The 13,507-nt window shown below is 28.6% G+C and carries 12 protein-coding genes, 1 riboswitch and 1 other annotated feature; of the genes, 5 read left to right on the top strand and 7 right to left on the bottom strand.

The window, feature by feature from the left end; translation table 11 throughout:
• Window positions 1-14: 14 nt before the first annotated feature.
• Window positions 15-692 (bottom strand): Crp/Fnr family transcriptional regulator, encoded by a 678-nt coding sequence (locus tag FAY47_RS12420; protein ID WP_143317077.1) that lies wholly within the window; start codon window positions 690-692, stop codon window positions 15-17.
• A 219-nt stretch (window positions 693-911) separates the two neighbouring features.
• Here FAY47_RS12420 and FAY47_RS12415 point away from each other — a divergent pair, with 219 nt between their 5' ends.
• Window positions 912-2,651 carry a methyl-accepting chemotaxis protein gene (locus tag FAY47_RS12415; protein ID WP_143317075.1) on the top strand — a complete coding sequence of 580 codons (1,740 nt, stop codon included), beginning with the start codon at window positions 912-914 and terminating at the stop codon, window positions 2,649-2,651.
• A 56-nt stretch (window positions 2,652-2,707) separates the two neighbouring features.
• Here the strand turns inward: FAY47_RS12415 and FAY47_RS12410 are convergent, their stop codons facing one another.
• Together FAY47_RS12410 and crcB are read right to left on the bottom strand one after the other, a co-directional pair.
• Complete coding sequence (locus FAY47_RS12410; protein WP_143317073.1) at window positions 2,708-3,355, bottom strand: 4Fe-4S binding protein; 648 nt, start codon at window positions 3,353-3,355, stop codon at window positions 2,708-2,710.
• 130 nt (window positions 3,356-3,485) lie between these two features.
• Window positions 3,486-3,878, bottom strand: a complete 393-nt coding sequence (gene crcB, locus FAY47_RS12405) for a fluoride efflux transporter CrcB (RefSeq protein WP_341480423.1) — start codon at window positions 3,876-3,878, stop codon at window positions 3,486-3,488.
• A 24-nt stretch (window positions 3,879-3,902) separates the two neighbouring features.
• Window positions 3,903-3,962, bottom strand: a riboswitch (Fluoride riboswitch).
• A 145-nt stretch (window positions 3,963-4,107) separates the two neighbouring features.
• Window positions 4,108-4,164 (top strand) — a sequence feature (sodium ion sensor (DUF1646 type); this cis-regulatory element may regulate processes involved in with the transportation of sodium ions).
• A gap of 61 nt (window positions 4,165-4,225) precedes the next feature.
• Here crcB and nhaA point away from each other — a divergent pair.
• The gene (gene nhaA / locus FAY47_RS12400; RefSeq protein ID WP_143317069.1) at window positions 4,226-5,425 is read left to right on the top strand and encodes a Na+/H+ antiporter NhaA; all 1,200 of its coding nucleotides are present in this window, start codon (window positions 4,226-4,228) and stop codon (window positions 5,423-5,425) included.
• A 69-nt stretch (window positions 5,426-5,494) separates the two neighbouring features.
• Here nhaA and FAY47_RS12395 read toward each other — a convergent pair whose 3' ends face one another.
• The 4 genes from FAY47_RS12395 to FAY47_RS12380 form a co-directional block, all read right to left on the bottom strand.
• Window positions 5,495-7,171: a ribonuclease J gene (locus tag FAY47_RS12395; protein WP_143317067.1), complete on the bottom strand. Its 1,677-nt coding sequence runs from the start codon at window positions 7,169-7,171 to the stop codon at window positions 5,495-5,497.
• Between the two features lie 497 nt (window positions 7,172-7,668).
• Window positions 7,669-8,259, bottom strand: a complete 591-nt coding sequence (locus FAY47_RS12390; protein ID WP_143317065.1) for a TlpA disulfide reductase family protein — start codon at window positions 8,257-8,259, stop codon at window positions 7,669-7,671.
• A 9-nt stretch (window positions 8,260-8,268) separates the two neighbouring features.
• The gene (locus FAY47_RS12385; RefSeq protein WP_143317063.1) at window positions 8,269-8,946 is read right to left on the bottom strand and encodes a cytochrome c biogenesis protein CcdA; all 678 of its coding nucleotides are present in this window, start codon (window positions 8,944-8,946) and stop codon (window positions 8,269-8,271) included.
• A 100-nt stretch (window positions 8,947-9,046) separates the two neighbouring features.
• Complete coding sequence (locus FAY47_RS12380) at window positions 9,047-10,846, bottom strand: heme NO-binding domain-containing protein (protein WP_143317061.1); 1,800 nt, start codon at window positions 10,844-10,846, stop codon at window positions 9,047-9,049.
• Between the two features lie 245 nt (window positions 10,847-11,091).
• Between FAY47_RS12380 and FAY47_RS12375 the strand changes: the two genes are divergently transcribed.
• From FAY47_RS12375 to FAY47_RS12365, 3 genes are all read left to right on the top strand, one after another.
• Window positions 11,092-11,730 (top strand): histidine phosphatase family protein, encoded by a 639-nt coding sequence (locus tag FAY47_RS12375; protein WP_143317059.1) that lies wholly within the window; start codon window positions 11,092-11,094, stop codon window positions 11,728-11,730.
• A gap of 85 nt (window positions 11,731-11,815) precedes the next feature.
• On the top strand, window positions 11,816-12,700 hold the full coding sequence (locus FAY47_RS12370; protein WP_143317057.1) for an ABC transporter ATP-binding protein: 885 nt from the start codon (window positions 11,816-11,818) through the stop codon (window positions 12,698-12,700).
• 4 nt (window positions 12,701-12,704) lie between these two features.
• Window positions 12,705-13,502, top strand: a complete 798-nt coding sequence (locus FAY47_RS12365) for an ABC transporter permease subunit (protein WP_143317055.1) — start codon at window positions 12,705-12,707, stop codon at window positions 13,500-13,502.
• The last annotated feature ends 5 nt before the right edge of the window (window positions 13,503-13,507 follow it).

Below are 13,507 nucleotides of genomic sequence, written 5' to 3'. Positions count from 1 at the left end.
TCTCCTCCAAAAGTTTATTTCAGTAATTCTCCTAAATCATTTATTATTACTATTTTGCCTCTTTCTAGTTTTATATATCCTCTTTTTTCAATACTCTTAAGTTTTCTACTTACAACTTCTCTAACTGAATCGACCTCAAAAGCCAGCTCTCCATGTGTTGCATAAATTATTTTGCTCTTTTTATTAATAAGCAATTTTACAAGTCTTATTTCTAATGGTTCATGCATTCTCTCTTCCTTATTTTCTATAACTGTACTAAACTTTTTATACAAATCTCTATACATATATAACAAAAACTCTTCATCTTGAATAAAGTATTTTCTAACTATGTCTATTGGAATTACACCCACCTCAGAATCTTGAATAGCCCTTCCTGCAATATTTAATGACTCGAAATTAGCTATACAACTTAGCGCCTCATGGCAAAGTTCACCTTCTTTTATATTATAAAGATTGGTTTCCTCTCCTTCTTTGTTAATCTTTTGTACCTTTATTGATCCTTTTATTACAAATAAAATTCCAGAACAGGCACCGGGTCCTACATATTCATCTGAATACAGTGTCTTAAATATCACTTGCTCTCTTAATAATTCATTATTCTTTAAATCTATGGCTTTTAGAATTGGATATGTGCTAAACAAAGATTCTATTTTCCTTTTTCTATTGTCTAAATTTCCATTAATTTTATCCATTTCATTCCCTCCATGACTTTATTATAAATTAAATCTATATAATTTTGTGTGACTTAGTCACCTAATATTCTCTCTACAACCTAACTTTTTCTTACATCATTATGTATTTATGATTTGTAAAATGTATGTTAAATTCGCATTTTTTATCACATTATGTTGTAACATGGTATATATAAAAAATATTATCATCTCAAACACAAGGGGAGGCTATAAATAAAAATGAAAAAAAGCAAAGGAATAGGAACAAGATTATATTTACTAATAGGCTTTATTATGATTTTTATACTAGGAGTCACTAGTTTTTCATGGATTACAATTGAAAATTATAATGAAAAGAATAAATCTAGATTACAAAACACTTCAGATTACATAGTTATAGTTGATGATGCAAGACAAGCTCAAGTTGAATTTAAAAAACAAGTCCAAGAATGGAAAGATACTTTGCTTAGAGGCTATGATAATGAATCCTTTAAAAAATATTTCTCTCAATTTACTAAAGAGAAAGATAATGTTCAAAGTAAATTATTAAACTTAAAAGAAAAAATGAACTCAAAAAATATAGATACTTCTTCTGTTGATTCACTAATAACTGAACATAATGATTTATGTCAAAAGTACAATACAGCTATAAAAAGTTATAATTCAAATAATCCTGAAAGTTATCGTATAGTAGATGGATTAGTAAAAGGAATCGACAGAAAACCCACAGATGATATGGATTCCCTAGTAAAAAGTATAGAAGACATATCAAGTAATGAAACTGAAAAAATGATCAAAGATTCTGATATAGATATTAGCAACTTCAATAGAAACTTAGCCATTATTGCAGCCTTTGGTGTTATTTTAATAGTTATTTTTTCAATATTAATTATTGCCACATATAAAAATATTACTATTTTTATAGAACAGTTTAAATCCTTAATGTCACAAGCAGAAAAAGGAGATCTTACAATTGTAGGTAAAATACACAAAAATGACGAATTGGGTGAGGTTACCGAATGCTTCAATAAATTCATTAGTACAATTAGATCATTAATTTCTGAAGCAAATAATGCAGCCATATCTGTAGCCTCTTCTTCATCTAATATTATGAAAACTTCAGATGATGTAAGTAAGACTTTCGAAGAAGTTGCATATACAATTTCCAACATAGCAGAAAGCGCTTCAAGAGAATCTCAATTGGCTGATGAAAGTAATACTTCTGTGCAAGACGTTGTACAAGAAGTAAAGCGTATAACAGAAAATACAGTATATATGAACAAACTCGCAAACAATGCAATAGAAACTGTAACTGAAGGTGTTAACAACTTAAATCAACAAGTCCAATTAATGAACAACACCAAGGATGCCTCTTACAATGTTAGTAATGTAATTTCTGATTTATCTATAAAATCAAATGAAATCGGAAATGTTGTAGAATTTATTAATGGAATTACAGACCAAATTAATTTGCTAGCATTAAATGCTAATATAGAGGCAGCAAGAGCTGGCGAAGCTGGCAAGGGATTTGCTGTAGTTGCTAGCGAAGTTAGTAATCTAGCAGAATTATCAAAAGAATCTACCCAAAAAATAAGTAATCTTATAATAGATGTTCAATCAGATATAAGTAAAGCTGTTACCGAGGTTAATGCTACAAATTCTTCTATAAATGAACAAGCATCATCTCTTAACAAAGCAACAGATTCTCTTATACTTATTCAAAAATCTGTTTTTGATGTTACTAACAAAATAGAAGAAGTTGCTACTGAAACTGCAATGGTTAACACTAATGCTATATATGTGGAAAAATCTATCCAAAATATAATATCTATAATTGAAAAAAATGCTGCAAGTACAGAAGAAATTGCTGCTTCAACAGAAGAACATACTGCATCTATCCAAGAAATCGCTGCTTCTATGAACTACCTAACAGATTTATCTAGCCATTTACAAAATTCAATATCAAAATTTACTGTATAAATAAAAACCTTGGCTGTTTAATAAAAAAGCCAAGGTTTCTTAATCATAAAATTCACCTATTCTTTATCATATCCTATAGCTTTCTTAGGACATGCTATAACACATTTACCACACTGTATGCAATCTGGGTGACTTAAAATATCATCTTTGTAATCATAAGGCACTATCCCCATCGAGCATTTTTTCTCACATAACTTACAAGAAACACAACTCGATGATACATTCAACACACTCTTACTCTTTCTAAACTTAGCTACAACTGATGCTAATGTTCCCATAGGACAAAAATTGCACCAAGTCCTATGATTATAAAACAAAGATAGTATTACACCTATTAAAGTAGTCACAAATATTATTCTATAAAACACCATCCCTATTCCATAAAGGTTCCCCCAGTTTTGTACAATCCCAATGGTGAACATAGTCATCATAAATACTACTATTATAATTCTAAAATAGTATGATTTCAAAAACTTTGGTACTCTTTTTTTATTGCTAAATCTAGAAACTACATTATCATAAAAATTTCCCCTTGGGCATAAATTCCCACACCAAAATCTCCCCTTAAATACAGAAACCACTATAGGCGCTATCATACAAATTACTGCTACAATTGCAAATCTCAAATCAATTAATCCTAATGTTAAAAACGCTACTAGTAATAAAAAAGAATACTTCTTCCATAACACTAAAAACTTTTCCATATATACCCCTCCGAAGATTATTTATTTTTACCTTATTGAATTATTTCTCTCTTATAATATTCAATATATCTTCTTTCTTCTGTAACTTAATCACTCAAGGTAAAATATCAATAATCTAAAAAGGATTTTATTAAACTACAACTTTACATAAAAATTTTGCTAAAATAACACCACCAAGGCTCAATATTACATTAAGTAATATATTTGCACTTCCTAGTACGTATCTTCCATCATTCATTAAATTTATTGTTTCATAGCTAAATGTTGAAAATGTAGTAAGACCTCCCATAATTCCTGTAGTTAGAAACAGTTTAAGATTAGGAGATATGAGTTCTGTGGAATTACTTAGCTCCATAATAAGACCAATAAGAAATCCTCCGATAACATTTACTATTAATGTTCCAAATGGGAAATTAGAATTAATTAACTTTGAAGAAGCTATAGTTATTAAATACCTTAATGAAGCTCCAATACATCCTCCAACTCCAACAAAAATAATCTTTTGCAAATCAATCACCTCCATAAAAATATAAAAAAACTCCTGCTTTTTAAAGCAGGAGTCATTAGCTTATTGCGATTTACGGCGAACTCCATCACCTATTAATTTAATTAATTACTATATTGGTTATTATATTTGATTTTATATTAAATGTAAATTATAAATTTGAATTTAGTTTTTAAAACCTGCTTAACTTGCATATACTATTAACATATAATATAATTACTCTATAAAAAAGTTTATATATATAATCGGTTGGACAAATTTATAATTTGTTTTCAAGCAATTTTAGTTTCTGGGGTGGGGAACTCATTTTTTTGAGTTTCCCACTTTTTTTCGTAAAATATTATATAAGAAAGGATTTAATTGAAATGAAAAATAAAATTCGAAATAAGGTTTCTGATCTATTCACATACTTTATAAAAAACGAATCTACTGGAGGAATATTACTTCTATTCTGTACTATTTTGGCTATGATAATAGCAAACTCTAATTTATCCGAGACTTATAACCATGTACTCCACACATATATAACTATTGGATATAAAGATGCATCTATCTCTCTATCACTTCTCCACTGGATTAACGATGGATTAATGGCTATCTTCTTTTTAGTTGTAGGCATGGAAATAAAGCGCGAACTAGTGATTGGCGAACTTAAATCAATAAAACAAACTATATTACCTATATCAGCTGCAATAGGTGGAATGATAGCTCCAGCTATAATTTATGTATTACTAAATTATAATACTTCAACTATTTCAGGTTGGGGAATTCCTATGGCAACAGACATTGCCTTCGCATTAGGAGTACTTTCATTAGTAGCTAAGAAAGCTCCTAAAGGTATAGTAATATTCCTTACAGCTTTAGCTATAATCGATGACTTAGGGGCTATTGTAGTTATTGCCATATTCTATACAACGAAAATTTCTCTGATTGCTCTTTTATTAGGAGCAATTACTCTTATAACTCTTATTTTAGGAAATAAGCTCAAGGTTAAGTTTACTTCTTTTTACATTGTTGGAGGAATAATATTATGGATTTGTCTTCTTAAGTCAGGAATACATGCAACAATTGCTGGTGTATTACTTGGAATGACACTACCTTGTGGTAAAAATACAAATGAATTTAAAACATCATTACTATATAAACTTGAACACCTGTTAACACCTTGGTCTACGTTTTTAATAATGCCTATTTTCGCTCTCGCAAATTCAGGTATACATATTGATTTTAGCAATATAACAAAAAGCCTATCTTCGCCTATCAGCTTAGGTATTATCTTCGGTTTACTTATAGGTAAACAAGTAGGAATTTTTGGAGTTTCATATATTTTAGTTAAATTGAATGTTGCTAAGCTTCCTTCACAAGTTACTAAAAGACATTTATATGCTGCAAGTGTTCTAGGAAGTATTGGATTTACAATGTCTCTATTTATTTCTTCGCTATCATTTTCAGATGAGACTTTATTATCCACAGCTAAAATAAGTATTATGATTACTTCAATATTAGCTGCTTTATTGGGAGCTATAATCTTTAAATTTATAGATAAAACTTCAACCCCCACATAAAATTAAAAAGTCTCAACTTTAAAGCATTTTCTTTAGAGTTGAGACTTTCTATTAAAATTTGAAACTAGTCTATATTTCAGTAATTACGGTTAAAACCATTGGTTTTCTCTTCATTTTTCCATATACAAAGTTGTCAATTTCTCTTCTAATACTATTTTTTATTTCTGACCATTGAATTATATTGTTAGCAAGACATCTCTCTACACACTTAGTAGCTATAACCTTAATATCTCTAATCAGCTTCTCTGATTCTTTAACATATACAAATCCTCTTGTAATAATATCTGGCCCAGATATTACATTTCTATTTTCCTTATCTATAGCTATTACTACAGTTATAATACCATTTTCAGCAAGACTCTTTCTATCTCTTAGTACCACATTACCTACATCACCAACACCTATACCATCAATAAGAACCCTTCCAGATGGTACGCTTCCACTAATTTGCGCTTTACTTCTTGATAATTCTAATACATTTCCTGTTTCTAACAAGAATATATGTGATTTATCCATACCCATACTTTCTGCAATTTTAGCATGACTAATTAAATGCTTATACTCCCCATGTATCGGCATGAAGAATTTAGGCTTTAATAAAGCATGAATCAATCTAAGTTCTTCTGCACAAGCGTGACCAGAGACATGTATCTCTTCTATAGATTTATAAATTACATCAGCACCTCTTTCAGTTAGCTCATTAATAACATTTGAAACAGCTCTTTGATTTCCTGGTATTGGGCTTGCCGAAATAATTACAGTATCCCCTTTTTCAATTTGAATGCTTTTATGAGTCCCCGATGCTATTCTTGTAAGCGCAGCCATAGGCTCACCTTGGCTTCCAGTAGTAATTATTGTAATATTTCCACTTGGATACTTATTAATTTCACTTAAATTTATTATAGTTCCTTCTGGTATAAATAAATATCCTAAATCTATAGCAACTTCACTTATTTTTTCCATACTTCTTCCACTAAACGCAATCTTTCTTCCATTTTTTATAGACGCATTAGCTATTTGTTGAATTCTATGAATGTTGGATGCAAAAGTAGCTACTATAACTCTCCCTTTTGCTTTATCAAAAAGATTTTCCAACTTTTCTCCCACAGTTCTTTCCGACATTGTATAACCTTCATGATAAGCGTTAGTACTTTCAGCCATGAATAAGAGTACTCCTCTTTTCCCCAATTGCGCATACCTTTGCAAATCTATAGTTTCTCCATCAATTGGAGTAAAGTCTACTTTAAAGTCACCACTATGCACTATTACTCCCACTGGTGTATGTAATGCAATAGCACAACTATCTGCTATGCTATGGTTGGTTCTAATAAACTCCATCTTAAAACTTCCCAATTCTACTGTATCTCCAGCACTAACCATATTTAAAGTACAATCACTAAGTATATTATGGTCTATAAGCTTACTTTCAATTAACCCTAAAGTTAGTTTAGTTCCATATATAGGTGCATTAATTTGTTTTAAAAAATATGGTAATCCTCCTATATGATCTTCATGACCATGTGTTATAAAAATCCCCTTGACTTTATTAACATTTCTTTTCAAATATGTTATGTCAGGAACTATAAGATCTATTCCGTAAAGCTCTTCATCTGGAAATGCTAATCCACAATCTATAATTACTATCTCATCTTCATATTCAAAAGCAGTTATATTTTTACCTATTTCACCTAATCCACCTAAAGGTATAACTTTTATCTTACTCTTATTTTTAATTTTATTTGCCATATTATCTCCTAACTAATAACTAAGTGCAACAAAATTAGAACTTAGTTACCACTAAATTTTTATTTTCCAATCAAATTTTCCCGAAGAACAGATTATACAATTATTCTAAAAGTTATTTTATCCATGTAATATATAATAATTTTATCTATACAAAGATTTAAAATAAACTAAGTATATCTGCACCTTAATATCGTTTCACAAGTTTTCTATATTGCTATAAAAAAACGTGAATAAATACATAATTTTATAATATAGTTACTCCATTCTATATTTATTCATCTTTTTTTATATACACAATATACCCATCTATAATTATAACCCTTTTTTAATTTATATATAATAACTAGTTTTGATATATATAACTTTAGTTCATAAACACAATACTTCTCTATATTAAATCCTATTAATATTATCATGAATTTTCACTAAATTCAAATAACTGTCGAAAAATATAAGAGCACGTTTATAAATAACTTTCTTTATTATATTATAAACTATTAACTCTTACGTAATAAATCAATTTGCTTTTCCAACTCTTCCTTAGTTATTAATCCTTTGTGATCTTCAGCGATATATCCATCTTTATCTATGAAAATAGTCCTTGGTATAGATATAATATTATAACTCATTGCAGCATTCATATCACTATCAAATAAAACTTTCATATTGTATCCATTATCTTTTATATACTTCTTAGCTATATCAACAGTTTCTCTTTGACCATCAGTTAGATTCACCATTAAAATACTTACCTCTTCATCCTTATACTTTTTTACAACTTCATTAAATCCAGGCATTTCTTCCTTACAATGAGGACACCAACTAGCCCAAAAGTTCATTACAACTGGCTTGCCCTTATAATCTGATAACTTCACTTTATTAAGATTTTCATCATACAAAGTAATATCCTTAGCTAAAGTCTTTCCGTTATTTTCTAATTCTCCAGGAACTTTTTCTTCATTAAAATCAGATTCATTTACTATACTTCTTTCATTATACTTTGTTTTAAAATAGTTATATCCTACATAAGAAAAACTTAAAAATATAACAAAACCTAATGCCATTGTTATCACTCTTTTATTTTTCATAAATGCCTCCTAAAAAGTTAAATAGTAGAGAACTCTATTTATATATCCTGTCATAATTAGAATTCCTATAATGATTAAAATAATTCCTGATAATATATTAATTAATCTATAATTCTTCTTCACAAAATTGAACGTTTCTTTAAAGCTATCTACCAAAAGAGCACACATAACAAACGGTATCCCAAGTCCTACACTATAAGTTAATAACATAGTAGTACCTATTAAAATGTTTTGAGAATTAACCGCCACCATTAATGCTACTCCTAAAAATGTTCCTACACAAGGGGTCCAACCAATTGCAAATATTATCCCAAATAAAATTGAAGAAAAGAATTTAAAAACCTCTATTTTACAATTCAACTTAAAACTTCTTTCTAAAAGGGGTATCTTGATTATCCCAATGTAATTAACCCCAAAAAGAATTACTATAAATCCACCTAAAATATTAATAATTCTACCGTACTCTTTTACAAAGTTTCCAAAGGTTCCTGCTAACATCCCAAGTAAAGTGAATATTATTGTAAAGCCTAATACAAATCCCAAAGAATTTATTAAAGCATTATACTTACTTTTTATCTTATTCTCATATCCACCTGCGAAATATGATATATATAAAGGTAATAACGGTAAGATACACGGTGAAATAAATGTTATAACACCTTCTAAAAAAAGCAGAAAATACTCCATAACTAATTACCTCCTTAAAATACGGCCTATAAAGATTATAACAAAAGAAATGATAGACTAATATAAAAAGCCTATCATAAATGTACTTTCATACTTACAATTAAATTTTATACTTATTTAAATCTTTCTTAAATGCTTCAGTAATCCCTTTAAAATCTTGTATATCCTCTGTAAGTTTTTTAATTTCGTTAGTATAGCTTAATACATTAGCACTTACCTCTTCAGAAGAAGCTGAGTTCTCCTCTGCAATAGCTGCTAAAGATTCTATCCTATCATAAACTTTTGATATAGCATTAGCTTCTATATTAAGCTTATTAATTGTCTCTATCATTGAAAGCGCTACATTTTGTACTGACTTATTAGCTTCAAAACTTATATTTCTAACAACTACCAAGCTACCAGTTTCTTTGTCCAAAATATCATATTGACTTTCTATATTTTCAACTAAAGATTCTATTTCATAAATAAATTCTTTTAAATTAGAGTTAATCTCATGAACTGCGCCTTTAGACTGTTCAGCTAACTTTCTTATAGACTCAGCAACAACTGCAAATCCTTTTCCTTGCTCCCCAGCCCTTGCAGCCTCAATAGATGCATTCAAAGCTAATAAATTAGTTTGTTCTGCAATTCCAGAAACTATTGAAACAATACTTGTAATATCATTAGCCCTTTCCTCTAAATTTGTTCCTTTAATCTTAACTTCTTTAAACATTTCTAAAGATGTGGAAATATTTTTACTAGCATTATCAACATTTTCATAACTATTATTTATTTTTTTCACAGCCTCTTCAAGTTCCATCTTATTTGCATTTTCATTTTCAACTATCTGCCTTAAAGAACTAACATTTTCATTAAGTGCCTGTACCGCTTTATCCGTATTTTCTGCTTGCATAGAAGCTCCTTCAGCAACTTGTTCAACTACTCCGCTTATCTCACCAGAAGTATAATTCATAGAGTTAGATATTTTACTTATTGAGTTTACAAAAGTATTCATTTCATCAGTAACTCCTTTAAATCCAACAAAGTCAGCTTGAATAACTTTTTTATGCTCATTAATTAGTTTGTATATATCCTCAAAGAAATCATTAGTTTCTATTTTTCCATCAACATTATATTTATTAGCCTTAATTCGCTCAAGTTCCTCCTTAATATGATTTGCAGGTGACATCATTAATGTTACTCCAGTAGCTGCTCCTATTAATGATACGATACTTCCTATTAAAACCTTAAATATATTATCCATACCTAATATAGGCAACATAACTAAGAGTGAAATTATAAAAGAAAACACACCCACCTTAGCTCCAAAACTTTTTATAAATCCAAAAGACAATAATCTATTAATAGAATATTTTTTCTTATAATATATATCCTTATCAAAAATAAGTTTTAACTTCAATTCGTAATCACTTCTTGAAACTTCTTGAATTTCTACTTTTTCATTAAAATATTCACAAGTTCCTTCTAGCATTCCAAGAAAATAATCAAACATACCTCTCTTAGAGCTATAACTAAAATAAGCCTCTCTACTTGAAATTGGTTCAATTAAAACTAAAGGAGGCTTTGCTCCTGCAAACTTTTTTGTCATTACCACATGAACATCAAACATAGATTTTAAAAATGAATACACATTTTCATGCTTAAAAAAAGCTGGGTAGTCTTGACTAAATGCCTTTATATTATCCTGTCCTATTTTTCTCCAAAGAACACCAACCTTCATATTTTCTTTTCCAGCTATATATGAAATTATCTTTTTAACCTCTTCATCATCAACATTTTCAATTGGGGAAAATATTTTCGAACTTCCCCATCCAACATAATTCATCCCTTCATCAACAATGGAATCTCCAAACAATTTTCTATTTGTCTTCATCCAAGTTGACACAACAGTACCTTTCATTATAATATCCCCCTTAAATTAATTAGTAATATTTTTTATCATCCAACAAATTTTATTCTTAATAAATTTAAATTGTTTATAAATAATAATTATTTGTTAACTATATACATTATATAAACATTACTTACTTTTTGCAATATATATTAAAATTTCCACTATATTTTTACTTACATACCTTATCTCCTAGAAAATCTAATACGTTTCATGTAAAATATAGTTAATTATATTAAACGAGGAGATATTCTATGAAAACTACATTATTTTTAGTTAGACATGGTGAAACTAAATGGAATGCCTTAGGTAAATTTCAAGGATGCACAGATATAGATCTATCTGACGAAGGTGTTTATCAAGCTAAACTACTTCGAGATCGAGTAGAAAACTCTTTTGATTTTATTTATTGCAGCCCATTAAGACGTGCTAATGATACTGCTAATATTATTTGTTCAAATGTACATATAAAGCCAGAAATAGAACCAGCAATAAGAGAAATTAACTTTGGAGACTGGGAAGGCCTTACTTTAAAAGAGATAAAAGAACTTTATCCTGAAAACTTTAATATATGGAGAACTGATGAATCTACAGGTCCAATTTGTGGTGGAGACCTAAGTATAAAAATGGCATCTATTCGTGCTAAAGAAACTATTTTAAAAATAGTAAATAAACATAAAGGTAAAAAAATTATGATTGTGGCACATGGAGGAATCATTAAAGCAGGATTAATAGGCCTTTTTGACTGGAAAATGACTATGTACCATCAAATTATTCTCGGTAATACTTCCATATGTAAGTTATCCTTCGATGATAGTTTGACACCTAAAATTGTATCTCTAAATGATACCAGCCATCTTCCTAGTGATTACAATATAAAATCTTATGTTTAAACATAACTTTTATAAAGAATGGCTTACATAAAAAATATACTTTAATCTGATTAAGTTATTTATTACTATACTTAGGAGGTATATTATGAATATTATTGAAATTAACAACCTTACAAAAAAATATGGTAATCAAAGAGGTATATCTAATGTAAACTTCTGCGTTGAAGAAGGAGAAATTTTCGGATTTATTGGACCTAATGGAGCTGGTAAATCCACCACTATCAGAACACTCCTTGGACTAATACATCCAACTAGCGGAAATGCCACTATATTCGGTAAAGATTGTATTAAATCTGCTCCAGATATTGCAAAGGAAATAGGCTATTTACCTTCTGAAGTTTTTTACTACAACAACATGAAAGTTATAGACCTTTTGAAATATTCAGCAAGTTTTTACAAGAAAGATTGTAGTAAAAGAATCAAAGAACTATCCGAAATCTTAAGTCTTGATCTTAATAGAAAAATAGATGATCTATCCTTTGGGAATAAAAAGAAAGTGGGAATTGTTCAAGGCTTGCTTCATGAACCTAAACTAATTATTTTAGATGAACCAACAAGTGGCCTTGATCCCCTTATGCAACAAAAATTTTTCAAACTTCTAGAAGAAGAGAACCGAAAAGGTACAACTATATTATTTTCTTCGCATATCCTTAGCGAAGTTCAAAAAATGTGTAATAGAGTTGCAATAATTAAAGAAGGTGAAATAATTAAAGTTGAAAAAATCAGTACATTACAAGAAAATAACTATAAAAAAATAAAAATCCAATCAAATTCTATTATAGATAATAATTTTCTTAATATAGATGGTATAAGTAATCTTAAAATTAATGACACTATGGCAAACTTTTTATTCAAGGGTAATATTAACCTAATCATTCAAAGGTTATCTCAAATAGATATGTCAAATATTTGGATTGAGGAACCAGACCTCGAGGAAATATTTATGCATTACTACGAAAAGGAGGACTAAGTCTATGAATATGTTTCTTCACGAATTAAAATTCTATAGAAAATCTACAATTATATGGACTTTATCCTTGCTAGCAATTGTTATAGTATTTTTATCTATGTACCCAGGATTCTCAAAAGATGTAGACGGATTAAAAAACTTACTTGAAAGTTATCCTGAGCAAGTAAGAAAAGCATTTGGAATAACATTAGAGTCCTTTTCAACAATTTTAGGATTTTATTCATATTTATTTATATATATATCACTTTGTGGTGGTATCCAGGCAATGAATTTGGGGCTTTCTGTTATTTCAAAAGAAACAAGTGATAAAACAGCTGATTTTCTTTTAACAAAACCAGTTACTCGAAGAGAAATTATGACAGCTAAATTACTTGCCATTTTAACGTCTATTATTATTACAAATATAATTTTTATATCATTTTCTATTATAATAGCTTATTTTGTTTCAAATACATCCTTTGATATTAAAATATTTATAATGATTTCTATAACTATGTTTTTTATACAGCTTATATTTTTAACCTTAGGAATTCTTATTTCTACTATTGTTTCTAAGATCAAATCAGTAATAGCTGTTTCTTTAAGTACTGTTTTTGGCCTTTTTATAATTAGTATGCTTGATTCAGTTATAGACAGCGATGTCTTAAAGTATCTAACACCATTTAAATATTTTGATTTATCCTATGTAACAAGAAATGCTTCATATGAATCGCCTTTTATAATTATTGAAATTATATTTATAATAACTTCTTTAACTATAAGTTATTATATTTATTCTAAGAAAGATATTCATGCTGTATAAGGAGG

Source organism: Clostridium sp. HBUAS56017 (genome assembly GCF_007115085.1).
Classification (GTDB): Bacteria; Bacillota; Clostridia; order Clostridiales; family Clostridiaceae; genus Clostridium; species Clostridium cibarium.
This window is presented reverse-complemented; position numbering and strand designations above follow the sequence as displayed.

Excerpts from the sequence above, each read along its gene's own strand:
- FAY47_RS12370 (WP_143317057.1), top strand. The coding sequence starts at position 11,816 with ATGAATATTATTGAAATTAACAACCTTACAAAAAAATATGGTAATCAA.
- FAY47_RS12410 (WP_143317073.1), bottom strand. The coding sequence starts at position 3,355 with ATGGAAAAGTTTTTAGTGTTATGGAAGAAGTATTCTTTTTTATTACTA.
- FAY47_RS12365 (WP_143317055.1), top strand. The coding sequence starts at position 12,705 with ATGAATATGTTTCTTCACGAATTAAAATTCTATAGAAAATCTACAATT.
- crcB (WP_341480423.1), bottom strand. The coding sequence starts at position 3,878 with ATGGAGGTGATTGATTTGCAAAAGATTATTTTTGTTGGAGTTGGAGGA.
- FAY47_RS12375 (WP_143317059.1), top strand. The coding sequence starts at position 11,092 with ATGAAAACTACATTATTTTTAGTTAGACATGGTGAAACTAAATGGAAT.
- FAY47_RS12380 (WP_143317061.1), bottom strand. The coding sequence starts at position 10,846 with ATGAAAGGTACTGTTGTGTCAACTTGGATGAAGACAAATAGAAAATTG.
- FAY47_RS12415 (WP_143317075.1), top strand. The coding sequence starts at position 912 with ATGAAAAAAAGCAAAGGAATAGGAACAAGATTATATTTACTAATAGGC.
- nhaA (WP_143317069.1), top strand. The coding sequence starts at position 4,226 with ATGAAAAATAAAATTCGAAATAAGGTTTCTGATCTATTCACATACTTT.
- FAY47_RS12395 (WP_143317067.1), bottom strand. The coding sequence starts at position 7,171 with ATGGCAAATAAAATTAAAAATAAGAGTAAGATAAAAGTTATACCTTTA.
- FAY47_RS12390 (WP_143317065.1), bottom strand. The coding sequence starts at position 8,259 with ATGAAAAATAAAAGAGTGATAACAATGGCATTAGGTTTTGTTATATTT.
- FAY47_RS12420 (WP_143317077.1), bottom strand. The coding sequence starts at position 692 with ATGGATAAAATTAATGGAAATTTAGACAATAGAAAAAGGAAAATAGAA.
- FAY47_RS12385 (WP_143317063.1), bottom strand. The coding sequence starts at position 8,946 with ATGGAGTATTTTCTGCTTTTTTTAGAAGGTGTTATAACATTTATTTCA.